We start from the raw sequence: 24,505 nt of genomic DNA, 5'->3' as shown, positions 1-24,505 counted from the left end.
TCTATCGGGAAAAGGAGTAAGCTTTATCGTCGATGCAACAGGTGCTGGATCACTTCCATCAACAATTGCTCACAGGAAGACTGGGGGTGGAGAGATCGCCAGCCGACATGGTTATCAGGTCTTACCAGTATGCATCCGCCCTCATCCACCTCGCGCAGCCGGGCCCAATCGCCGTAGCTGTCGGCATAGTCCAGACCGGGACCGATACGTCGTACGGGAAGCTCAATACCGAGTTCGCGGGCAATCGTAGTAGCCGCCTGGCACCAGGTATCACCACCATGCCCGGTCAAAAGCGTGAAATGCCCTTTGCCGGTAATATCAAGGGTAGAAACCCGATGGCCTTGAGGGTCGGTCAGCCAGGCGTGAGGAAGGCGGGCGCCCGGCCAAGTGGTGGGTTGGTAGTAGAGTTCAGCGTCACGCTGATAGTCCGGCTCATCGGTTCCGTCAGTGACGACCGCTGCACTTCGATAGCGCTGGCCAAGTTCAACGCCGTGGCAATTGAACTGATAATTCTGCAATTGAATGGCCTGATCCAGTTCGGCACGACGCTCCCGCCCGGCAATGCTATCGGTGGAGAGTTCCTGGAGGCTGGCCCAACCTTCTTCTTCGCTCTGCCCGGCTTTGAAACCCAGAGCATCGGCTATGGGCCGCATGTTTTGTACGCTCTCCATAGCACGGTCGACGACCTGGCGACCAACTGGCTGCCGCTCCTCACTGTAACTGTCCAGCAGGCCTGGGCCAGCCTGGCCATGAATCACCATGGCCAGCTTCCAGGCCAGATTGTAGGCATCCTGCACCGAGGTATTGGAGCCCAGTCCGTTAGCAGGGGGATGGCGGTGGACAGCATCTCCGACGCAGAACACTCTGCCCTCTGAGTATCGCTGCGCAACCACATGGTTAATCTGCCATTTACTGGTTGAAAGTATCTCGATCGGGATTGTCTCATCACCTATAACCCGGCGAGCCCGTTCGGTGACAGCCGCTTCGCTCAGGTCAGGCTCTCCCTCGGCCGGATCATACATATAGAGCATCACCCACTCATTCCACGGCCGCACACAGATGAACGTGCCGCTGCCTACCCAGTAGTCATTGCCTGGCTGAACCATCCAGTACAGAACGCCCGGTCGATGCTCGCAGTAGCGCCGGAGGTCGGCCCGAAGCCAGACATTCACCGCACAACCAAGCCCCGACTCGCCTTCAAGCGGAAGGCCTAGCTTTTCGACAACGCGACTGCGTGCGCCGTCAGCACCAATCATGTAATTGGCCCGGACTCGATACTCACGCTGCAGACCGCGATCAAAAATGCGCGCGGTGACACCTTCCTCATCCTGGCTGAAGTCAATCAGTTCATTGTTGAAACGGACTTCGCCACCGGCACGTAGTGCTTCGGTCGCCAGTACCGGCTCCAGGACGTGCTGGGGAATATTACACATGTAGGAAGGGCTGGCTTTCTCGTAGTCGGACTTTCGCTCAATGGCATTGCCCCAGGTAAGTAACCGACCCAGTTCCTGGCCGGCAAAGCTGGTAGCCCAGACGTTGTTAGCCATCAGATCATGGGGTGTCGCAGCTGCCATGACACTGTGCTCGATCCCCGCATCACGGAACACTTCGACCGTACGCTGGTTGGTGATGTGAGCGCGCGGACTATTGGCCGTCCAGCGATGCTTGGTGATCAGGAGAGAGTCGATCCCATAGCGGGACAACAGCAAGGACGCACTCAGTCCGGCAGGCCCGCCACCAACGATGAGTACGGGGACCTGGAAAACGTCATCTGAGTTTTGCTGATTCATTTTGTGTTCTCCGCATTTTGTTCTTGTAATGACGGTTCGGGGTTAAGATTCCGGGTTAAAGAGCTTCGAAATTAATGGTGAACTCAGGCGGCGCTTCCGGTCCCCACAGATAGAGGGAGTCCTCCGGCGGATGATCCGCAGACTGCCATTCAACTCCGGCAGGCACATAATCAATGTCAAAGGAGTATTCGCTGTAGCTACCCCAGGGGTCGCGAACGTAATGGAAGTAGTTGGAGCCCAGTACGTGCCGGCCCAGCCCCCACCCTTCCGACCATCCCCTATCGGCCATGAACATGGCGCCCAGCCCTACCTCGTTAATCGACGCGACATCCCAGCTGCAATGATGGAATCCCGGCGCCTCCGACTGGACAAACGCAACCGTGTGGTGGTCCGCGCCATGAATGGCGTGCATGAACGCGACAATGTCTGCAGCACGGTCCGACAGCCGAAGCCCGAGAATCCGCGAATAGAAATCCAGGGTTCGATTCAGGTTCCGGGTGAACAGCAGAATGTGAGACAACCGGCGCGGACGGACTTTTGGAGCATGGCGACGATACGGCGCCCCCCGGTTTCCGGCAGGCACTGGCTCAAAGGACGCAGACGCTTTTCCGTCCGGAGTCACTTTTGGAGCAACACGCACCCCTACCCGCGTGCCGTCGCAGTCGTGGAACCAGAAGCCTTGCAGTCCCTCCGGATCGGCATCCACGGTGAGACCTTCCGCCCGGACCCGCGCCTCAATGATCGGCAGGTCCTTGGCATAGACACCAAAACATATCTGCCTGAGGGACTTTCGCGTTCCGTGATGTAAGTATGCCCACGGATGGGGATCAAAATGGGATCGCAGGACCAGTACCCCGGATTCCTCCCGGACATCCAGGCCGAAGCTGGTATAGAACTCACGTGCGGTATCCAGGCACGGCACATTCAGTGCGAAGTGATCGAGTGAATGTACCCCTACGGGCCTGGTCGGCTGATTTGGCTCTTTGCTCAGTGGCATCGTACCGTCCTCCAATTACATGCAGCGTTGGAGTGGCTGCTTTTCTTGTTTTATTAAAGAGCCCCGCTCTCAGGCCGGGCTGCCGTCATCTCAGCATTCTTCATCGACAATGGGATTGCTCAAGACTCCAATACCCTCGATCTCAACCTCACAGACATCACCGGCTTTCATGAACACTTTCGGATCTCGTGCATAGCCAATCCCGGCCGGTGTGCCGGTCACAATCAGGTCACCCACTTCGAGTGTGATTGCCCCACTGATGATGCTCACCAGACTGGCCACATCGAAAAGCATGTCGCTGGTGTTGGCCTTTTGCATAACCTTGCCATTCAGTCGAGTGGTCAGTTGCAGGCCTTTAGCCCCGGGCGGGAGTTCGTCTGCAGTCACAAATTCGGGACCGAACGCCCCCGTAGCATCGAAATTCTTTCCGACAGTCCATTGCGGCGACTTGAACTGGTAATCCCGCACCGAGCCATCATTAAACAGTGAATAGCCGGCAACATGATTGAGCGCCTGATCTTTCGGGATATGACGCCCCTTTTGCCCAATCACGGCCACCATTTCCCCCTCAAAGTCCAACTGCACCGAACAGTTTGGACGCACAATAGCCTCACCGTCGGCAATCAGGCTCGAAGTAAAGCGGGGAAAAAGGGTGGGATAGTCCGGCTGGTCATAAGGACTCTCCTTGGTGTGATCGGCGTAATTCAGCCCCACACATATGATCTTCGACGGGCGATGGAGTGGAATGCTTACATTAAGAGCCGAGGCGTCAAGGACAGCGCTGCGCATCAGGACCGCTGCTGCTCTTTCCAATGCTTCCTGGCCCTGACGAAGCAGGCTATCAAGGCTTCCCGGATACCCTTCCTGGTTCGCGTACAAGCCTTTCAGGACGCCAGCGTCACGGATTGCAATACCTGGCACTGTGTCCTTCTCAATACTTACGAAGCGCATAGTCCATTCCCTATTGTTGGGGCGCATGCAGCGCCTGTTGTTGCTGGGATAAAATATATATCTCACAGCATTATATATTTTGTCAACAACATAATATATTTTCTTTGTATAAACTATCAAAGACATTTGGGGAGGGACCGCCCCCCTTAACGCACCTGCTGCCTGAACATAAAGTGCGCCAGGGCTGGCAGTAACAAACCGGCACCCAGCATGTTCCAGATAAACATAAAGGCCAGCAGAATCCCCATGTCTGCCTGAAACTGGATCGGCGAAAAGTACCAGGTGGATACCGCGACTCCGAGGGTGATGCCCGTCAATGCCACGACCTTCCCTGTAAACAACAGGGCTTCATAGTAGGCGTCCGATAGAGACTGCCCCGCACGAAGTCTGGCTATCGTCACCGACAGGATATAAAGCGCGTAATCCACCCCTATCCCTACGCCCAGGGCAATCACCGGAAGCGTGGACACCTTCACCCCGATATCCAGGATAACCATCAGCGCCTCACACAGGATCGACGTAAGCAACAGGGGTATAACGGCGCAAATCACAGCCTTGAACGAGCGGAAGGTAATGTAGGCGAGCACGATGACGGCGGCATACACCATCAATAGCATCTGGTAGTTGGCAGTCTTGACGACACTGTTGGTCGCCGCCTGGATGCCGGCGTTGCCTGCAGCATTGAGGAACCGGATGTCGTCAGTGCTGTGCTCTGCGGAAAAACGCTCGACGACATCCGCAACAGCCTGCAGCGTTTCCGCCTTGTGATCTTTCAGGTAAGCGTAAACACTGAGCAGGTCACAGCTTTGGTTAAAAAGCTCCCGGGGGGCCCGGGTGGCAATCGCGTTTAGTAGTCCCTGTGTTCTCGGAAGCTCATACCAACGCAGATTACCTTCGTTCATTCCGACGGCAGACTGTTTGCTCAGCCCGGCAAAGGAATTGGTTGACTCCACGGCATCAAGATTCTGTAACTGCCGCTCCAACGCCTCGACCATTAACAGGTTGTCGTAATTGACGCACTCGTAGGTCCCGGTTTCGACCATAACGACATAGATGTCACTGCTGATCGAGTAGTTATCAACGATAAAGGCGTTATCCATATTGTATTCGGAGTCTGGCCTCAGCTCCGGTGCGCCCGAGCCCAGGTCACCAATTTTCAGATCGGCGCTGATTACCAGACCCACTATGGCCAGACCAGCACTGACCACCACCGCCACCGAGGCAAACCTGCGCCTGGTGAACTTGTCCAGGACTTCCCACAACGGATGTTTCTTATGATCCACATCGTTACGGTCGCGCTGCTCTTCAGCCACGCTTCGCATGGCTGCTTGCCGGTTAACGCCAGTGTATGACAACAGCAGTGGCAGCATGACCAGATTGGTGAATATCAATGTCGCCACACCAAGGCTTGCAGCAATAGCCAGTTCCTGAATCGCCTGGATATCAATCATCATCAAGACTGCAAAACCGACCGCATCTGCCAGAAGCGCGGTGATTCCGGCCACAAACAGACGTCGGAAGGTGTAGCGCGCGGCGACCAGTTTATGGGTTCCCCGCCCGATATCCGCCATGATGCCGTTCATCTTCTGAGCCCCATGGCTCATGCCAATTGCAAACACAAGAAACGGCACCAGCACCGAGTATGGATCCAGCTGGTAACCTAACAATGGCAACAAACCGATCAGCCAGCTCACGGCGGTCAGTGAACAAATAACAACGAGAGCGGTGCTGGTCACACACCGTGTGTAGGCGTAGATCACTCCGGTACAGATGATGATGGCGATCAGGAAGAACTGTAATACCTGCTCGAGCCCAAGAATCAGATCGCCCACCAGCTTGGAGAAACCCGTAATATAGATCTTCACGCCCATGGGTTCGTATTTGGCTTCCAGTTCATTGAGCCGGTTCACGAGATCCCGGTATTCAATGCCGCTATCCTCATTGAGCGGCACCAGAATGATGCTTGACTGGAAGTTGTTCGCTACGAGACGCCCGATTTCACCGGACTTTTCGATGTTCGCCCGTACCTGCGCCAGGCTTTCGGCGCTCCCATCGTAATCATCAGGAATGACCGGGCCACCATCCAGGCCATACTCAGTCACTCCGACCCAACGTACCGCGGGTGTCCAAAGCGACTTCATGTAGGGGCGGTCTACGCCCTCCATCAGAAAGATCTCGTCATTAAGAAGACGCAGAGTGTTGAGGTAATCCGCGTCAATGACCGTCCCTTCGGTATTTTCCACCGCAATACGCAAGGTATTGGCCAGCCCCGACAGATCCGCTTTGTGGTCATAGTAATTAACGATGTACTGGTGTTGCAGCGGAATCATTTTCTCAAATGAAGCGTCCAACCGGATATCCCGGGCGGAATAGCCCAGAAACAATGTCACCAGCGCAAAGACCATTAGAATGAGTGCACGGTTGTTGAAGATCACCCTCTCCAGAAGGGATCCTGAGTTCCTGTCAAATGCATCGAGTTGGCGTACCACCTCGAAATCACTTTTTTCATTGTTTTGAGCGTTCATATTCTTTCACCGCGTCACTGGAGGGACTGTGGGCCCGCAAAGGTCGAGAAATAGATCCGGTCACCCTTGAGCGCCATGCCGGCAGCGGGTGCATTGACTCGACCACTTGGTTCACAACGGGTATCGCAGCCAGAAAAGACCTGCCCGGATTGAGACAGGACATAAAGCTGGTTGTCGTCCGAAGTTGAGATGTCTGCGATGGCAGCTTCGGTCGGTATGTTGACCAGCTCCCAGTTCCCTTCATCGCGCTGTCGGTACAGGTGCCCTTTCATTCCGTAGATATAGAGCGCCCCCTGAGCTTCCGTTACACCGAAGAAAGAGCCTGGATACGGGCTTTCCTGCCTGACATAGCTGAAGCCGGCATCGTCGGAACGGTATAAAGTACCCTGCTCTCCCACCACATAGATCGCGTCTCCATGGTGTGCCGCACCGTAAAGGTGCATGTATTCGTTCTCTTCAAATCGATGCGTAATAGGCTCGATGTGTACGTCCTCCCCGAGAATGTCATCTCCAGCGCCAAACCATAGGCACCGAACACATGTACTCGCCCCGGAGCAACCTCAATGGCATCGAACAGCGGTTTATCCGGGCCCTGCTGGGTATGGCTGGCCACTTCCCTCTCGAGCATCAACTTTTCCGGATCACTTAACTCCGCCTGATCGATGTATTGTTGGTAGATATCGGGGATATCCTCGCCATTAATCAGAATGCGCCATTGGGACTGGGAGGCATCAGCAAGGAGCAGCACAGTGCCGGAATGCCCCAGAGCTAACAGTCCATTGGAAACGGGCTTGATTCTGGTGATACTGGTCGAAACCGGTACCTGATCCTGAGACCATTGCCCATCCCCCGAGGAGCGCATGACAATCCCCCGTTCACCGGCCATAAACAGCTCATCACCCGCCCGGGCTATCGTCAGCATGACGCTGGAGTTCAATCTGTGGCTCACATAGCTTGAGGTCTCGAGCGGGTCCAGACTGCCAGTTGCTATGGCAAGCATCGGCATTAGCCCACTCAAAGCCGTTATCAACAGAGTTTTAAATACGTACATAGTGAAACCTTCAATCGCCGGGACCACCGGGTCCCGGCGTTTTCAGTTATCGAATGCCGGAACCGGCCAGTGCATCCGGCGTGAAATAGATATCCGGGCGACGACGTACCGGGCGGTACTGGACGTCTTGCTCGTTATAAAGCAGGTTGACGACCCAGGTGTCGGCGGGAAGGTTGAAAGCGGTGAACGTTGTAGTAACGACCGCCGGAATCTCAGGAGCAACAAACGGCACCGCGTGTTGCACTCTCCAAAGCTCTCCGTTCGCGTCGTATCCATCGACCAACACAACCGACCAGCTGTCTTCATCCACGTAAAAACGCTTCTTCGGAACAACATGGCGCTTGCCCTCTGCAAGCGTGGCTTCAACGACCCAGACACGATGCTTTTCCCATCGCATCTGATCTGAATTCAGGTGGTGCCCGTCAAGCACCTCATCAAATGTCTTGGTCAGAAAAGCATTGTTGTTGTAAGGGATCAGCATTTCCTGCTTCCCTAACAGGTTCCAGTCATAACGTTCCAGAGACCCGAAGAACATGAAGACTTCATCAAAGTAGTTCTGGCCGGAGGCCACGAAATCCGGGGTGTCGAAAGCGATGGTCGGTGCACGACGGACCCGGCGCTGACCTGCAAGGTACTGCCAGGCCTTGCGACCCTCGTTAACCTGATCCAGGGGATCACGGATCAGGATTGACTCACCCGCTTTAAAGGCTGGCTCTGTCTGCAACTGCCTGATCAGCAGTGCATCGCCCTGGAAGCTGTCGAGGTCGCCGTCCTCGTAGTAATAGGGCATCTGATGTTCATCTTTTGCGGCAACCGCCAGGGTGGTTTTACCATCGGAGGATCCCACGAATACCCGGAATGGCAGTTCCACAGACTCACCCTTCCAGCGCAACAAATGATTCCACATCACTTCCGCGCCCGTTTTGGGAATCGGAAACGGGGTACCACCGTACGCATTTTCGACCGAGTTCCCGTTTTCAGTCGCAACTGCACGCAGGGCATTCTGGTAAGTGTTCTCGTACACCCACTCCGGTGCCGCGGCTGTTCGGCGTGTCTCATATACGTTCAGACGGAAGGAGTCAGGGTATTTGTTGATCAACGCCTGAACGCCCTCTGACAGAAGTTCCGAGTACTCATCCACGTTATTCTTATCAACAACGTATTGGACGGCGTCATCCGCAAAATAATTCTCTCGCGGTTGGGCGGTGGCGTTGGCCACATCGGCCTCGGTTACACCTCCGGTCCAGGCCGGAATCGAACCATCAGCATTACCGGCTCTTTCTGCGCCCAAAGGCGTCAGTTCATTCTTGAGTGCCATGGCTTCTTCGGACGAAACCGCACCGAAGGTGTTGCTGCAGGCTATGAGCACTGTTGTCGCGACGAGTGTCTTGATTTTGTTGTTCATCGTTACTTTCACCTCTTAGAAAGTGGTGCGGATGTTGAGCGAGATAAAATCCCGGTCAGCGAGGGACTGACCGAAGGTCATCGTCCCGGTGTCATCGAGGAAGGGCTCTTCGTCTCCGAAATAGTGGGTATAGGAAATGCCGCCTTTAACCTTGCGCTTGTAGTCAAAGTTGAGCCCCAGACTGAAATCGCCGGCATGCTCGGTTCCGCCGTTGTATTTAAAGACGGTAGAGGAGCGTCCATAGAAGTTGTAACCGACGCCGATGGGCAGGCTGAGGTCCAGGCCTGGTGCGACCTGAAAGTATTGGGGAGTGAACAAATAACGCAGGGCCGCTGCGCTCTTTGTTGTGTTGGGGTCCAGTGCTTCCGGATTGTCGGTAATATCCATTCGCGTATTCCACGCTACCTCCCCCAGAAACTCGGCTCCGTCCCACAATGGACTTTCGGACATCAGATAGATGGCGGATAGCTGGGCATGAAGGCTTTCCCCGATGGCGTGAACCTGGTTATTGGTGCCATTGGCCCCTTCCGGGGCCGCCACCAGATCACTGACCAATGGTGCGTCCCATCGATAGGAGAGTTCACCGGCTACATTGGCATCGCCCAGCACCGTGCTAAAGCTTGCGCCGGCAGTTTTAACATCCTCGATGTAGAGATGATTAAGCTCATTGTTGGTCACATCGAGATACAACTGAGGCAGTTTGTCGTGATACTGGGCTGCATAAAGGCCGTATTCGACGCTGCCCTTGCCAGGACGGAACCGGAGCTGGGCGCCGAACTGGCCGTTATCGCTGGCCTCACCACTTCTGACAGGAATGGCACCTGGCACCAGCCACTCAGCACCAGCCCCGACAATATCCACGTCGCTCAAGTAACTACCAGAAGCCGGAAGGCGGGCTTCATCCCACTCAAACTGGTAGTAGGCACCAAACGACACCTTCGGAGTAAGCTGGATCTGTGTTGAGACTTGCCCAACCGGACGGATGATTTCTTTGAATTGAGAACCTGGAACGGAGAGCAACTTGATCAGGTCAATCGGCGCCTGGGCGTTGGCGATACCGTTAGCACCGAAGAACAGGCTTTCACCGTATACCACCGTGTGCCGCCCTGCCCGCACACTGTACGGGGTGTTGCTGTATGGGTCGTTCTTCAGAAACAGGAATGCATCCAGAATCTCGGCATCCCGCCCCATCTCATCACGTGTAGCATCAGAGAACCTTCCAGCCGGTACTGACGTGGTATTCACCGTCGCATCGCTGTCATTGTCATTACTCTGGTTGTAAACATCGTCATACCAGGCCGCCCCAGACACCCGGACGCCCATTCGATTCTTATAAACAAGGTCCAGCTCAGAAAGCAGATCGACACGGTTCGATACGAGGCCGCGATCAAAATTGCGGTTACCGTCGTCCAGAATATTCAGGAAGGTGTTGGTGAGATCACTGCTCTGACTTTTCAGGCGGTAAGCAGCGCTGTACTTGACCGTATTGTCGAAGCGAACTTTTACATCTTCAGAGCTGTGGATGTTTGCGGCATTGGCTGTGGCACAGCTAACCGCCACTGATAGTAGGACACTCCTCTTCAGCGTCCCGAGAGATCGGATTTGGGTGTACATAAGGCGCTTCTCTTGTTGATTTTATTAGCTTTATTTCTGCTGGCCGTCCTCCGCCCTATCTCGACGGAGAAGTAGCGTCAGCACCAACTAGAGATATTTATACCCTCGAAAAAACTATTTTACAAGAATTGTATATTATTTTGGTTTTGTATTTTATTGCCAGGTGAGAGGAATGAGAGGTGCTACCCTGAGAAAACAAAGCGTTATGCTGGCCGCAGTACACAGGAGCTGCTTTACTTAGCCGTTGACGCTCACTTCATCTTGCCTGATACTCGAGATAGTATATAATTATAAAAGATATATATTATTGGATTGACTATCGGCAGTTTGCTTTGGTGACCGTGGACGCAGGACGCGCCGCCAACGGCTCCGAATTTTTGTTATGAGGTACATAGATGACAGCGAACGTTACTAAATCCGCGCCCAAGAAAACGCTTGCTTCAACTGTCGAGGACAAGATCCGGGCGGACATCATCAATGGTGAGTTGGTGCCCCAGACCAAACTCCGTATCAAGAACCTGATGGAGCGCTATGACGCCAGCTCCATTCCTTTGAGGGAAGCCTTATCCAGGCTGACAGCCTTGGGTTTCATCGAGTTGGTCGATCATCAGGGATTCAGTGTTCGGAATATCACCACCAGCGAGATTTACGATATCACCCATGTACGTTGCATGATCGAATGTCAGGCGCTGGAGAACTCTATTCGAAATGCGGACCTGGAATGGGAAAGCCGCCTGCTTGGGGTCCATCATACCCTGACCAATCTCCCGCTTAAGAACCCGGACACTGGAGAGCTGTCTGATCGCTGGGAGACGGTGCACAAGGATTTCCATGATGCGCTCCTATCAAACTGCGACTCTTTCTGGCTGAAAAAAATATCCGCCACTCTCAGAGATCAGACGTCGAGGTATCGATTCTTATCACAAAAATACACTGCGGAAGGAAAACGTGACGTACCGGCTGAGCATAAAGAGATTCTGGAAGCGGTGATTTCACGGGATATAGAACGTGCAAAAGCCGTTTTGACCGCTCATTACGAAAAAACGGCGGATGCCATCGCGGCAATGATGACTGAGAAGTAGCCTCGAGAGGCCATTAAAGCAGACAAAGAGAGCCAGACACCTCACCCTCTGGCATTGAGGTATCTGACTCTCTCTGGCGACAAAGCTTTCAGACCAAAATCAGAAGCCCGGCAACCTTGAGCTAATAGTCGCCAGACCGGTTCATTCCTCCCTGAACTCATAACACTTCACAAATTCGGCAGGCACGTCTTCACCCCACAGGTAAAGGGAATCCTCCCCGTGATGGTGCCCGGCCTTCCAGTCTGATCCAGCCGGAATGTAATCGATATCAAATGAATACTCGCAGTAACTCTTCCAGGGATCTCTGACATAGTAGAAGTAATTGGATCCCAGGACGTGACGACCAACGCCCCACCCTTCTTGCCAGCCAGCATTTTTCATCTGCATGGCCCCAAGTCCGACTTCATCGATACTGCTCACGTCCCAGCTTGTGTGGTGAATCCCGATACCATCAGATTTTGCGAAAGCCAGAGTATGATGGTCCGCGCCATGAGGCGCATGCATGAACGCCACTGCGTCTTCGGCAACATCGGATAAACGCAGCCCAAGGGTCTGGTGGTAGAACTCAATGGATCGCTCCACATCAGAGACGAATATCAGAATGTGGGAAAGACGGGATGGCCTGACTTTCGGTGCATTCCTGCGATTCAGGGCGCCGCACTGACCTTCGGGCGCCGACTTATACACATGGCGTGCCTTAGCGTTCGGCGTCACTTTCTCCGCGACCCTGACACCGACCGTATTTCCATCCGGATCACAGAACCAAAAAGCATTCTGAACGGGGCACTGTGCGGGCGGATCCTTCAACGTGATCCCGGCACCAGTCACCTTATTCTTTAATGCCTCAATATCCCTCTCAAATACCCCATAACAGATATAGTTTGTTTTCTTTCTCTTCCCTTCGTAAATATATCCCCACGGGTGATTATCCCCTTGAGTCCGCAATCTGAGGCGGCCGTCTTCCTCGGACACATCCAGCCCAAACTCGGAGTAGAAATCTCGTGCGACTCCTAGATCAGGAACAATCTGAGAGAAATGATCAATCGAGTGAACGGCAACCTCGGGTCGATTATGAGTAACCATATGCCACCTGTTTTCTATGTGGTGGCTGAGAGTCAAAACCCACCCCTTCAGCCACCACTGGGTCTTGTTCTAATTATCTGAGGTCAAGAACGGATCGGATTACACCGTCCAGTTTCCTGACATTGTCATCGCTTTTATAAACCGATCGCCACGCGACAAAATGATCCGGACGGACAAGCACACAGCCATCATCATTAATCTCGCGAAGTCTCATCCAGTCGCCGTAAATATCTTCGTAATCAAGCCCATGACCGATCCTGACCACTTTGATATCAAGCCCTGTCTCGGCATTAATCCGCTCGACTTCAGTTGCCCAGTCATCGCCCCCAATGCCTGTCAAAAGCACAAACTGCCCCTGACCGGTCACATCATGAGTCGAAACAACTTCCTTGTCCCGCTCCAGCCACGCGTGTGGCAGCCGGGCGCCAGGCCAGGTTGTCGGCTGGTAATACAATTCAGGATCGCGCCTGTACTGGGGCTCAGGGGTTCCATCGGAAACCATAGCCCTGCTTTTGTAACGCTGGCCGAGCTCAACCCCATGACAGTTGAATTGATAGTTCTGGAGTTCTACGGCAGCCTTTAACTGCTTTCTGCGCTCAGCCCCCACCGGCGTATCACTGAACGTAATATCCAGCTCTCTTTGCCCTTCGGCCCGAGTCTGACCTTCCCTGAAGTTCAGGGCTTCGTTCAACGCCGCCATGTTGTGGACACTGTTGATGGCACGATCCACCACCTGCTTTCCAACTGGTTGACGCTCCTCACTGTAGGAATCAAGAAGACCCGGTCCTGCCTTGCCTTCAATGACATATTTCAGTTTCCAGGCGATATTGAAACCATCCTGCACACACGTATTCGAGCCGAGGCCATTAGCTGGCGGATGACGGTGTACGGCATCCCCCATACAGTGCACCCGCCCTTTGCTGTAGTTGGTGGCCACACAATGGTTTATGGTCCACTTACTCTTGGCTTTGATTTTAATCTGGACATCGGGATCGCCGATCAGTTTCCGGGCCCGGTCAATCAACGCTTCGTCACTGAAATCCGGCTCGCCCCTCTCCTGATCATACATAAACAGCATGATCCACTCGTTCCAGGGCTTCACGTTAATGAAGGTGCCGCCTCCCACCCAGTACTCGTTACCAGGCGTCATCATCCAGTAAAGCACCCCAGGTCGGTGGGCAACCAAATGACTCAGGTCGGCTTCCAGCCAGATATTTGCGGCATGCCCCAGCCCCATGGCACCAAGCATCTCAAGACCGAGGTTCTCCACGATCATACTTCGGCCGCCGTCGGCCCCAATCATGTAGTCAGCATGCACTTCAACCAGATCGCCCGTTTCACGACAGCGCAGTTCGGCAACGACTTCATTGCTATCTTGCTCAAAACTCACCAGTTCGTGATAAAACTTGCGCTCCGCGATGCCCAAAGAATCAATAACCCGCAGGAGAACCGGCTCAAGTTCGTGCTGCCCGATGTTGCACATTGAAGTGGGGCTGGCCGCATCATAGTCGGATTTTCGTTCCGGGCCTTGCCCCCAGGTCCGTAGCCTTGCAATCTCCTGACCGCTGAACCCGGTACTCCAGACATTGTTAGCCATCCAGTCTGAACGAGTGGCCACTTTACAGACTTCTTCTTCAACACCCAGGCTCCTGAAGACCTCCATGGAACCCTGGTTGGTAATATGTGCTCTGGGGGAGTTGGCAGTCCCCGGATACTTTGAAACAAGGACATGGGAGATACCATACCGGGAGAGAGCCAAAGACGTGGCAAGGCCGGCAGGCCCGGCCCCTACAATTAAAACTTTTGTTTGAATTTTATTCATAATACTCACCTTGTTTTTATAGTATTTATGAAACGGTTGGACTACTTCAGCTCATCCACAACCTTGTTACGAAGCGTGCCTATACCTTCGATACTCACCTCTACAATGTCGCCATGCTTGAGATAGCGTTTGGGATCCATGCCGAATCCGACCCCTGAGGGAGTACCGCTCACTATCACGTCCCCTGCTTCGAGGGTTATTGCTTCGCTGATAGTGGAGATCAATGTGGCCACATCAAAAATCATGGTGTCGGTGCTGGCTGACTGAACCACTTCACCATTGACCTTCGTCTCGAGAAGCAGCCCTTTCCCGCCTGCGGGGAGCTCGTCAGGAGTCACCAATTCCGGGCCAAATGCGCCGGTATCATCGAAGTTCTTGCCAACCGTCCACTGTGGCGATTTGAACTGATACTCCCGCACTGACGCTTCGTTAAAGACGGAATACCCGGCTACGCAATTGAGTGCATCTTCCCTGGAGATGTGGCGACCACCGCTCTTGAGTACCACCGCCATTTCTCCCTCGTAATCGAGTGAATCAGAGATTCGAGGTACAACGATCGGCTTCCCGTGAGCGGTCAGGCTGGAATTGAAACGCGGAAACAGCGTTGGGTAATCCGGCCGATCATAAGGGGACTCATCGATGTGTTCTGAATAGTTGAGGCCAACGCATATCACTTTTGTCGGGCGCTGCATTAACGTCAGATAGGCGTCTTCCGGAACAACCACTTCTTCTCCAAACCGGACAGCTCCATGGCCGAAAGATGCCAGATCAATCCCGTCCGCCAGCAGCGATTCAAGATCGCGCTCACCCACGATGTGTACGCCGGTTTCGGTCCTGACTCCCAGCACTGGCTTACCATTATGAATAAATCTCAGGTATCTCATTGTTATTAATCTCTTTTTTTCGCCAACAATAAGAGAGATCTGCGAAACGGCTCTGATTACAGGTAATCGTGTACATCTCTCTCCAGTTCACCAACACTCTAATTCCATATTATATATTTTTCAACTATTGTATATTATCGTGGAAAGCAGGACATAAGAGTGAGACGAGATAGCATGTGCAGCAGCCCGCAAAACAATGAGTTACCAGAGTGATGGAAGATAAAGTGATGATAGATATCCGCCATATTACCGCCTACCAGCAAGCTACCAAGGCGATTCAGGGCGTCTCCCTAACAATTGAGGATGGTGAACGGGTGGCTATTCTGGGTCCTAACGGATCTGGCAAGAGCACCCTGCTGAAGGTGCTTTCACGGGATATCTATCCGGTGGATACCCCCGATAGTTACGTCAGGGTATTCGACAAAGAAACCGTCATATGGGAGTTCAAATCAAAAATCGGGATCGTCTCTCAGGATCTGCAGGAGGATTACACTCCATACACGACCGCGCTTGACGTGGTTACCTCGGGCTTCTTTGGAGCTATCGGGGCCCACGATCACCTGCAACCCACAAGCAAACACAGGCAGCTCGCTGAAGAAATGTTGGACAGGGTAGGAATGGCTCCGTTGGCGCAGCGTATGTTTCAGCGCTTGTCCACTGGTCAGAAACGCCGCCTGTTGATTGCTCGTGCCCTGGTTAACCATCCAAAGGCTTTGATCCTGGACGAACCCTCGGCGGGGCTGGATATTGGCGCAAGCACGTTATTACTCAATTTATTGCGCCAATATTGCTCCGGCAACCACTCCATCATTATCGCCACACACCATATTGATGAAATCATTCCTGAGATAGAACGAGTCGTCCTGCTAAAAGAAGGACGTGTAGTGGCCGATGGTCCCAAGGAAGCAATCCTGACAGGTTCAAACCTGTCAGAGCTCTATATGACAGACCTGGAGGTGAGTGAAAGGGGCGGCTGGTATCGTTGTTGGCAGCAATGAACCGAGTCACTCTCTACGTATCTTCTCCAAGCCTTGCCCTCATTACGTTGACCAATCCCTGAGCTGCTGCGGATAAGGTACCCCGGTATCGGGCAAGGACGCCCACGCGACGGGATATAACCGGGTCTACGAGTTTGACGCAACTGGCCCCCATCTCTTCCATCTGCTGACGGCATAAAGAGGGCACAGCCGCCACGCCAAGCCCTTGAGATACCATGCGACCAACGGTCGCCAACTGATGCGCCTCAAAAGCGACATCAAGCTTCAGACCACACTCCCCCAGCTCTGTTTCCATTCGTGCACGAAGTTGCGATGGTCTTTGCAATGCAATGAAATCGGACTCCAGCAGACTACTCCAGGACATCGCCAATTGCCCAGCCCCCGGATGACTGGCAGGCAAAACCGCAATGAATTCATCGTCAAAAAGCGGGGTGAATTTCAAATCTTCGGACGCTCCGGGATCAAAGGTTATCCCCACTTCAATCTTTGATTCACGCACCATTTCCACTACGCGCTCCGCAATAACATCATGTACTTCAACCCGGATGTTGGGGTAGAGCTCGCGATATTCATAAAGGGCTCTGGGAAGCAGGGTTCCGGCAAAAGACGGCATAGCAGCCACAGCAACTTTCCCCCTCTGCAATGAAAATCGTTGCTCGAGTTCATCCTCGGTGTTGTCCCAGTCTGCGAGCAACCGCTGGCCTTTCTCAAACAACGCCTGGCCTTCCGGAGTCAAAGTGACAACCCGAGTGGTACGAATCAGCAGTGCACCTCCCAATGATTCTTCCAGTTTCTTGATCGCCAGACTCAGAGCGGGCTGAGATAAATGAACCAGATGGCTCGCTTCCGCAAAGCTCTTGGTTCGTGCCACCGCCAGAAAGGCCCGTAGTTGTTTGACCGTCATCATTTAAAATTCTTATTAATGAAAATATATTTCAAATTTAATTAATTTATAGACGTAAGGCAAACTGGTTTCAGTAGAAGCCACTGACTCGGTGGACGGCAACAACAATAAGCAGAGGAATCAGATATGGCCGGCTTCGATAAGGTCGTAAACAGCTACGCAGATGCGATGGCGGGTCTTGAGGATGGAATGACCGTAATCGCTGGTGGATTCGGACTGTGCGGCATTCCGGAAAACCTGATTGTCGAGATCCAGCGAATGGGTGTCCGGGATCTGACGATTGTTTCCAACAATTGTGGCGTCGATGGTTTTGGGCTTGGACTTCTGCTGGAAGACAGGCAGATCCGCAAAATGGTCTCGTCCTACGTGGGCGAAAACGCGCTCTTCGAAAAGCAGCTGATCGAAGGTGAGTTGGAAGTGGAACTCACGCCACAGGGTACCCTGGCCGAAAAAATCCGCGCCGGCGGAGCAGGTATTCCCGCGTTCTATACCGCAACCGGTTACGGAACCCCTATAGCCGAAGGCAAGGAAGTACGTGAGTTTAACGGTCGCCCCTGCATTCTTGAAGAAGCGATTCGAGGTGACTTCGCCATTGTTAAGGGCTGGAAGGCAGACCGTTATGGCAATGTTATGTATCGCCACACCGCACAGAACTTCAATCCCATGGCTGCCACCGCTGGACAAATCACCGTTGTCGAGGTTGAGGAGATTGTAGAGCCAGGAGAGTTGGACCCGACCCAGATCCATACCCCCGGAATCTACGTCGATCGATTGATCCAGGGTGTATTTGAAAAGCGCATCGAGAAGCGCACGGTTCGCAGTGCCTAGAGTTTCCGAACCTCAACCTCCCTGTAAACAACCGATAGCCAACGGAGAACACCATGGCGTTAACACGTGAACAGATAGCGATGCGCGTAGCACGCGAATTGAAAGACGGTTACTTTGTAAATCTGGGGATCGGAATTCCGACTCTGGTAGCAAACTACGTCCCGGAAGGATTGGAGGTCATGCTTCAATCCGAGAATGGCCTCCTTGGGATGGGGGCGTTTCCAACCGAGAGTGAGCTGGATGCAGATCTGATCAACGCCGGTAAGCAAACCGTTACCACACTGCCAGGTGCCTCGATCTTCTCATCCGCTGAATCGTTCGCAATGATCCGTGGCGGTCATGTCGATCTGACCGTACTTGGGGCCTTTGAGGTCGATGTCTATGGCAATATTGCTTCCTGGATGATCCCCGGAAAGTTGGTGAAGGGAATGGGCGGCGCCATGGATTTAGTCGCAGGTGCAGACAACATTATCGTTACCATGACCCACGCATCCAAAAACAATGAGTCCAAACTGCTTGAGCGCTGTACCCTGCCGTTAACGGGTGCCGGGTGTATCAAGAAAGTATTGACTGACCTGGCCTGGATTGAGATCAGTGACGGAGCCTTCATTCTCAAGGAACGGGCTCCAGGCGTATCGGTCGATGAGATTGTCGCGAAAACCGCTGGCCGCCTTATCGTTCCGGACCACGTACCGGAAATGACTTTCTGAGCACTTTATTCGTTTAGCTTCCCGCTGTTGTCTCTTTGCTCAACCCCAATCAGTTTGCTGGTTGGGCTTTTTTATCTGTCGAGTTGATCCTTATCAGTTCCTCCTCCCACGAGGAAGGGCCATACTTGCTTAACTTGAAGGTTTCTTCAGTTTAGTTGGTCATGGACTTAAGGCCTCGACATGAACTCCAGCTTCAACCTCGACAGTGGTCAGAACTCCTCCCGAGACTTCGACACATTACCCGAACAAGCCCAAATACAATGCTGGCACACCTGGGATGCCTCAGACGTCAGGGAACAACTCGAAGCAACAACGCCACTGAGTGCTGAAGAGGCCGCTGCACGGCTGGCGGTCTCTGGTCCCAACCGCCTGCCGGAAGGACGATCAAGCGGTCCACTCGCCAGACTCGGGCGTCAGCTCCGCAACTTCCTCATTTACATTTTGTTGGCAGCAGTCGCCATTACCGGAGTATTGGGGCATTGGGTCGACGCCGGGGTCATCATGGCGGTGGTGGTCATCCAGACACTGGTGGGCTTTATACAGGAAGGCAAGGCCGAGCAGGCCCTGTCCGCCATCCGGCATATGCTGGCCCCCAAGGCCCGGGTGGTCCGTGCGGATGGCCAACATAATGTGGATGCCGCTGACCTGGTGCCCGGAGACACGGTATTGCTGGAACCCGGCGACCGCGTGCCAGCCGATATCCGGCTGGAGAAATGCCACAATCTGAAGATCGAGGAAGCCATCCTTACCGGAGAATCCGAAGCGGTGGAGAAATCCCCGGAACCGGTGGACAAAGAGGTCGTGCTGGGTGACCAGACCGGTATGGCCTTTTCCGGAACCATGGTGTCCACGGGCACCGGCCGTGGCGTGGTGGTTCGCACCGGAACGGCGACAGAGATCGGGCGTATCTCCGGCCTGTTGGCCCGGACCACCACCCTGAAAACACCGTTGCTGGAACAGATGGACCGCTTCGCCCGTTTGCTGTCCATCATTGTGATTGTTGCCGGAGTGGCCATATTTTCCGGTGGTTTGATTTTCAGCGGGCTGCCTTTCCGGGAACTTTTCATGGCGGTGGTTGGCCTGACGGTAGCAGCGATTCCCGAAGGTCTGCCGGCAATACTAACCATTACCCTGGCCATAGGCGTGCGCCAGATGGCACGTCGCCAGGCCGTCGTCCGGCGGATGCCCGTCATTGAGTCACTGGGGGCGGTATCGGTTATCTGCTCAGACAAGACCGGCACCCTCACCCGCAACGAAATGATGGTCACCACCGCCGTGTTGGGCCAGCGGCGACTGGATGTGACCGGCGAAGGCTATGAACTGGAAGGCATGGTTCGCCAGGACAACCAGCCTGCGGATGCCACTAAGGCGCTGGAAGAGCTGGCTCGCGCAGCCGCCCTCTGCAACGATGCCCATCTGGATTTTCGGTCGGCTCCACCACGCATTCAGGGCGACCCGATGGAAGCCGCCCTGAAGGTATTTGCCCACAAGGCGTCGTTCGATATCGAAACCAGTGCCCGTGAATGGCCCCGCCAGGATGAGATCCCCTTCGACACCCAGAGCCGCTTTATGGCCACCCTCAACCATGACCACCATGGCCATGGTGTAGTGTATGTGAAAGGCGCCCCGGAGCGGATTCTCGATATGTGCGGGGCTGAGTTAACGGCAAACGGCGATAACGCCGCCCTGGATCGAACCCGCTGGAATCAGGTGATTGCTGACCTGGCCTCGGAAGGCCTGAGGGTACTGGCCCTGGCCCGCAAGCCAGTCCCCCGTGGCACCACGGACCTGGCGGTGGAAGACCTGGATACCGGCGTGGAACTGCTGGGCCTGGTGGGATTGCTGGACCCACCCCGGCAGGAGGCCATTCGGGCCATCTCGGACTGCCATGACGCGGGTATCCGCGTAAAAATGATCACCGGCGACCATGCCCTGACCGCAGGTGCCATTGCCCGCAAACTGGGGCTGCGGAACAGTGAGCGGGTATTAACCGGGAAAGAACTGGATGATCTGAGCACTGAAGCGTTACAACAACTGGCAACTGAAGTGGACGTGTTCGCCCGCACCAGCCCGGAACACAAGCTTAGGCTGGTGGAGGCCCTGCAAGCGCAGCATGGGGTTGTTGCCATGACTGGCGACGGCGTCAACGACGCACCAGCACTGAAGCGGGCCGATGTGGGCATCGCCATGGGCGTAAAAGGGTCAGAAGCTGCGCGGGAGGCCTCATCCGTCGTATTGCTGGACGATAACTTCGCCAGCATCGCCGCTGCTGTCCGTGAAGGCCGTACGGTCTACAACAACCTGAAAAAGGGCATCGCGTTCATGCTGCCCATAAACGGCGGTGAATCCATCAGCCTTATCACCGCACTACTGCTGGGATTGGCGTTGCCCATTTCGGCGCTGCAGATTCTCTGGGTCAACATGGTCAGTTCCGTTGTCCTGGCCATGACACTTGCCTTTGAACCGCCAGAGCCGGATGTTATGAAACGCCCTCCCCGGCCAAGAGAACAGTCCCTGCTGCAGGGGTTTCTGGTCTGGCGGGTGTTTCTCGTGTCGCTGCTGTTCCTGACGGGCATCTTCGCAGCTTGGTTCTGGGCCATGCACCACCATGGTGACCAGAGCATGGCCCGCACCCTGGCCGTCAATACGCTGGTGGCTATGGAGGTTTTCTACCTGTTTGCCGTGCGCTACCTGGATACAGCTTCCATCACCCTTCGCGGTGTATTGGGAACGCCAGTCGTGTTAGGTGCTGTGGCGACAGTTGTGGCCCTGCAACTACTATTCACCTACCTGCCGTGGTTCCATGACACCTTTGAAACCAGCGCGCTGTCCCTGGACATGTTGATCTTCGCGTGTCTTGCCGGGGTGACCGTGCTGGTGCTCCTGGAAATCGAGACCTGGGTTCGCAGACGCATATGGCCGGCCAGATTGAACTAGCATGAAGGGGAGCGAACCAGAGAATGTGAATCAGGAGAATAAACGTTGCTAGATTTGATCGTGCAATCCTCCTTCACTGAGGTGGCAGCCCTTCTCGTGTTGGCGGCCTTCATCGGGTTCATCGGCATATTGCTGAGACAGCCGCTCATTGTGAGTTTTATAGCTGTTGGCCTGATCGCAGGACCATCGGTTCTGGATATTGTTCATTCCCGGGAACAGATCGAGCTTCTTTCCGAGTTAGGGATTGCAGTCCTTCTGTTCCTGGTGGGTATCAAGCTGGATGTGAAACTGATTCGGTCCATTGGTGGAGTTTCCGTGCTCACGGGGCTTGGCCAGGTGGCTTTCACATCCATCCTTGGCTACTTTATCGGGCTGGCGATTGGCCTGGACCACATAACCAGCATTTATGTTGCGGTCGCCCTCACCTTTTCATCCACGATCATCATCGTCAAACTGCTCTCGGATAAGCGGGAAATTGACTCTTTGCACGGTCAGATCGCTCTGGGTTTCCTGATTGTCCAGGATCTTGTCGTTGTCATGGCAATGATTGTGCTGGCGGCGATCGGTATAGGGACGGGGCACGACCCTGCCAGTAACACGTCAGTCTGGCGTGTGGCCATTTCCGGCATTGGTTTGCTGTTGTTTGTCATCCTGTTTGTCCGGTACATCGCCAATCCACTCACCGAAAAACTGGCAAAAGCACCCGAATTGCTGGTCGTTTACGCCATCGCTCAAGCGGCATTGTTTGCAGCACTCGGCGACCTGGTGGGTCTGGGCAAGGAAGTGGGCGGCTTATTGGCCGGTGTGGCGCTGGCCTCCACGCCCTATCGCGAAAGTATCGCGGCCAGGCTGGCACCACTACGCGACTTCTTATTGCTGTTTTTCTTTATCGCACTGGGGGCACAATTGGATTTGTCGCTGCTGGGCTCTCACATCTCCGGCGCAATCTTCTTCTCGCTGTTTGTTCTTATCGGTAACCCACTGATTGTCATAATCATTATGGGAGCCATGGGGTACCGAAAAAGGACCAGCTTTCTCGCCGGCCTGACGGTCGCTCAAATCAGTGAGTTTTCGCTCATTTTCGTTGCCATGGGCATCAGCCTGGGTCATATGCAGCAGGATGTACTCGGCCTGGTCACCCTGGTCGGCATTGTCACTATCGCGGCGTCAACTTACATGATCACCTATTCACATCAACTTTACAGGCTGTTTGAGCCTTTACTCGACATATTTGAACGGTCGGGCACTCCCCGTGAACAGTCTTCAGAACAGCACTCTGGTGATCATTATCAGGTGATCATTTTTGGTCTGGGCCGCCTGGGTACAGCCATCGCCACTCGTCTCAAAGCCGCGGGCATCAGGGTGTTGGGACTGGACTTCAATCCCGCCGCCATCAAATACTGGCGGCATCTGGGATTGAATACCGAATACGGAGATGTCACGGATGCGGAGTTTGTGGCCGAGTTACCGCTCAGACACGCGAAGTGGGTTGTGTCCGCCATTCCGCATCACCAGACCGGGGTCTCCTCCGAGGACATGCGGAAAACGATTATTCAATTGACCCGGGCAGCGGGGTTCGCCGGCCAGGTGGCGACAGTGTCGCAAAGCAAAATGGAATCGGAAGAGTTGAAGCTGCTGGGCGTTGATCTTGTTCTGGAACCCTTTCAGGATGCGGCTGATCGCGCCTGCGAATTACTGCTCGAAGGGCTTGATGTCCAGTCAGGTCCACAAGACACAAGCAGAGAACAAAACGATAAACAGGTTTAAGAACACTCTATGTGTTTCCAAAGCTTGCCTTATCGTTCTTATTCAAAACAGGTCGGCCGCGCTCACTCACAACATTCCAGCAACCGTGTGGCGTGCTCCCGCAAGGCATCTTTCAAGCCGTCTGGCTTGAGGATGGTAAACCGGAACGGGAGCTGCGCCAGCCACCAGGCAAACCACTCGAAACTGTCGGTCTGTGTGGTCAATAGCAGTCCGTCATCACGACGCTCAAGCTGGTCTGCACAGGCGGAATGGACATCAAACACGGCTGCGGCGGACTTGCGATCCGTATGCAGCAACAGCGACACCTCATGGGTTCGGCCCCAGGACATCAGGCTCTCGCTCAGGAACTCCGCCGCGTCAAAACCCGGCGGCCGTTGGAAGGTGCCCTCCAACATATGGACATCGTTTATACGGTCCAGCCGGAATGAGCGCATGGCTTGCCGGAGATGGCAGAAGCCGGTGAGATACCAGCGCCCCTGGCGGAAAACCAGCCCATAGGGATCAACGTTGCGCGCCATCCCGCCGTGCTGAGGTGAGTGGTAGGTAAATCCCACGCTTCGCGACGCTTCGGAGGCAACGGTCAGAATCTGCAGGGCCCGGTCATCCAGGCTGGGTTCACCCCGGGGCAGGATCACCCGGGTAGTATCGCTGACTCCACGCACCCGCCTTTTCAGGTTGGTCGGCATCACCCGTTCCAGTTTTGCCTGCACACTGGCAATAGCCGGCGCTGCATCCGCCAGCCCAAGCTGCCGGGCGGCCAATAAGCCCAGAGACACCGCCAGTGTTTCCTCTTCGGTGAACATCATCGGCGGTAACTTGAAACCCGCCACCAGCCGGTAACCTCCGTAGCGGCCCTGCTCCGTCATTACCGGGATGCCCAAGTCCTCAAGTACCGTAATGTAACGCCGGATCGTCCGCCGATCCACGCCCAGGCGCTCCGCCAGCTCTGCCCCACCGATCTGGCCGTGGGCCTGCAATAATTCCAGTACGGTAAGCACGCGGGTTGTAGGGCCAGACATAATCGCCTTCCTCCTGGCGTCGATTTCCGATGATTATCATAAAAATTCTATTGTCCGATTTATTTAGGACAGATTCTTACCTATTTACAAACTAACCTGATCTCGCAGTACATCACTTCCTTTAAAACACTGGCAGGA

19 protein-coding genes are annotated in these 24,505 nt (G+C 54.3%); 6 read left to right on the top strand and 13 right to left on the bottom strand.

Annotated features, from left to right (window positions below; all coding sequences use genetic code 11):
• Positions 1-23 precede the first annotated feature (23 nt).
• From EHN06_RS06685 to EHN06_RS06650, 8 genes are all read right to left on the bottom strand, one after another.
• Complete coding sequence (locus EHN06_RS06685) at positions 24-1,790, bottom strand: FAD-dependent monooxygenase (protein WP_127331327.1); 1,767 nt, start codon at positions 1,788-1,790, stop codon at positions 24-26.
• 55 nt (positions 1,791-1,845) lie between these two features.
• Positions 1,846-2,787: a VOC family protein gene (locus tag EHN06_RS06680; protein WP_127331325.1), complete on the bottom strand. Its 942-nt coding sequence runs from the start codon at positions 2,785-2,787 to the stop codon at positions 1,846-1,848.
• A 90-nt stretch (positions 2,788-2,877) separates the two neighbouring features.
• A complete protein-coding gene (locus tag EHN06_RS06675; RefSeq protein ID WP_127331323.1) occupies positions 2,878-3,738 on the bottom strand; it encodes a fumarylacetoacetate hydrolase family protein in 861 nt (286 codons plus the stop codon).
• A 146-nt stretch (positions 3,739-3,884) separates the two neighbouring features.
• Positions 3,885-6,263: an efflux RND transporter permease subunit gene (locus tag EHN06_RS06670; RefSeq protein ID WP_127331321.1), complete on the bottom strand. Its 2,379-nt coding sequence runs from the start codon at positions 6,261-6,263 to the stop codon at positions 3,885-3,887.
• Positions 6,264-6,277: 14 nt separating this feature from the next.
• Positions 6,278-6,535 carry a hypothetical protein gene (locus EHN06_RS06665; RefSeq protein ID WP_127331319.1) on the bottom strand — a complete coding sequence of 86 codons (258 nt, stop codon included), beginning with the start codon at positions 6,533-6,535 and terminating at the stop codon, positions 6,278-6,280.
• 32 nt (positions 6,536-6,567) lie between these two features.
• Positions 6,568-7,314 (bottom strand): hypothetical protein, encoded by a 747-nt coding sequence (locus EHN06_RS06660; protein ID WP_127331317.1) that lies wholly within the window; start codon positions 7,312-7,314, stop codon positions 6,568-6,570.
• Between the two features lie 46 nt (positions 7,315-7,360).
• Positions 7,361-8,719: a DUF1329 domain-containing protein gene (locus EHN06_RS06655; RefSeq protein WP_127331315.1), complete on the bottom strand. Its 1,359-nt coding sequence runs from the start codon at positions 8,717-8,719 to the stop codon at positions 7,361-7,363.
• 15 nt (positions 8,720-8,734) lie between these two features.
• On the bottom strand, positions 8,735-10,279 hold the full coding sequence (locus tag EHN06_RS06650) for a DUF1302 domain-containing protein (protein ID WP_206075737.1): 1,545 nt from the start codon (positions 10,277-10,279) through the stop codon (positions 8,735-8,737).
• A gap of 449 nt (positions 10,280-10,728) precedes the next feature.
• On the opposite strand from EHN06_RS06650, the gene EHN06_RS06645 reads away from it, so the two are divergent.
• Positions 10,729-11,415: a GntR family transcriptional regulator gene (locus EHN06_RS06645; protein ID WP_127331311.1), complete on the top strand. Its 687-nt coding sequence runs from the start codon at positions 10,729-10,731 to the stop codon at positions 11,413-11,415.
• 141 nt (positions 11,416-11,556) lie between these two features.
• On the opposite strand, the gene EHN06_RS06640 is transcribed toward EHN06_RS06645, so the two are convergent.
• The 3 genes from EHN06_RS06640 to EHN06_RS06630 form a co-directional block, all read right to left on the bottom strand.
• Positions 11,557-12,498 carry a VOC family protein gene (locus EHN06_RS06640; protein ID WP_127331309.1) on the bottom strand — a complete coding sequence of 314 codons (942 nt, stop codon included), beginning with the start codon at positions 12,496-12,498 and terminating at the stop codon, positions 11,557-11,559.
• Positions 12,499-12,571: 73 nt separating this feature from the next.
• Positions 12,572-14,320: an FAD-dependent monooxygenase gene (locus EHN06_RS06635; protein WP_127334370.1), complete on the bottom strand. Its 1,749-nt coding sequence runs from the start codon at positions 14,318-14,320 to the stop codon at positions 12,572-12,574.
• 41 nt (positions 14,321-14,361) lie between these two features.
• Complete coding sequence (locus EHN06_RS06630; protein WP_127331307.1) at positions 14,362-15,204, bottom strand: fumarylacetoacetate hydrolase family protein; 843 nt, start codon at positions 15,202-15,204, stop codon at positions 14,362-14,364.
• A 227-nt stretch (positions 15,205-15,431) separates the two neighbouring features.
• On the opposite strand from EHN06_RS06630, the gene EHN06_RS06625 reads away from it, so the two are divergent.
• The gene (locus EHN06_RS06625; RefSeq protein ID WP_127334369.1) at positions 15,432-16,202 is read left to right on the top strand and encodes an ABC transporter ATP-binding protein; all 771 of its coding nucleotides are present in this window, start codon (positions 15,432-15,434) and stop codon (positions 16,200-16,202) included.
• Positions 16,203-16,215: 13 nt separating this feature from the next.
• On the opposite strand, the gene EHN06_RS06620 is transcribed toward EHN06_RS06625, so the two are convergent.
• Positions 16,216-17,109 (bottom strand): LysR family transcriptional regulator, encoded by an 894-nt coding sequence (locus EHN06_RS06620; RefSeq protein WP_206075734.1) that lies wholly within the window; start codon positions 17,107-17,109, stop codon positions 16,216-16,218.
• Between the two features lie 123 nt (positions 17,110-17,232).
• Between EHN06_RS06620 and EHN06_RS06615 the strand changes: the two genes are divergently transcribed.
• The 4 genes from EHN06_RS06615 (at position 17,233) to EHN06_RS06600 (ending at position 23,348) form a co-directional block, all read left to right on the top strand.
• On the top strand, positions 17,233-17,934 hold the full coding sequence (locus EHN06_RS06615; protein ID WP_127331305.1) for a CoA transferase subunit A: 702 nt from the start codon (positions 17,233-17,235) through the stop codon (positions 17,932-17,934).
• Positions 17,935-17,987: 53 nt separating this feature from the next.
• Positions 17,988-18,644 carry a CoA transferase subunit B gene (locus EHN06_RS06610; RefSeq protein ID WP_127331303.1) on the top strand — a complete coding sequence of 219 codons (657 nt, stop codon included), beginning with the start codon at positions 17,988-17,990 and terminating at the stop codon, positions 18,642-18,644.
• Positions 18,645-18,824: 180 nt separating this feature from the next.
• Entirely contained in the window at positions 18,825-21,581 is a 2,757-nt protein-coding gene (locus EHN06_RS06605; RefSeq protein ID WP_127331301.1) for a cation-translocating P-type ATPase, read from the top strand.
• 45 nt (positions 21,582-21,626) lie between these two features.
• The gene (locus EHN06_RS06600) at positions 21,627-23,348 is read left to right on the top strand and encodes a cation:proton antiporter (RefSeq protein ID WP_127331299.1); all 1,722 of its coding nucleotides are present in this window, start codon (positions 21,627-21,629) and stop codon (positions 23,346-23,348) included.
• A 62-nt stretch (positions 23,349-23,410) separates the two neighbouring features.
• Here the strand turns inward: EHN06_RS06600 and EHN06_RS06595 are convergent, their stop codons facing one another.
• On the bottom strand, positions 23,411-24,367 hold the full coding sequence (locus tag EHN06_RS06595; RefSeq protein WP_127331297.1) for a helix-turn-helix transcriptional regulator: 957 nt from the start codon (positions 24,365-24,367) through the stop codon (positions 23,411-23,413).
• Positions 24,368-24,505: the final 138 nt, after the last annotated feature.

Origin of the sequence: Marinobacter sp. NP-4(2019) (genome assembly GCF_003994855.1) — a bacterium.
Lineage (GTDB): Bacteria > Pseudomonadota > Gammaproteobacteria > Pseudomonadales > Oleiphilaceae > Marinobacter.
This window is presented reverse-complemented; position numbering and strand designations above follow the sequence as displayed.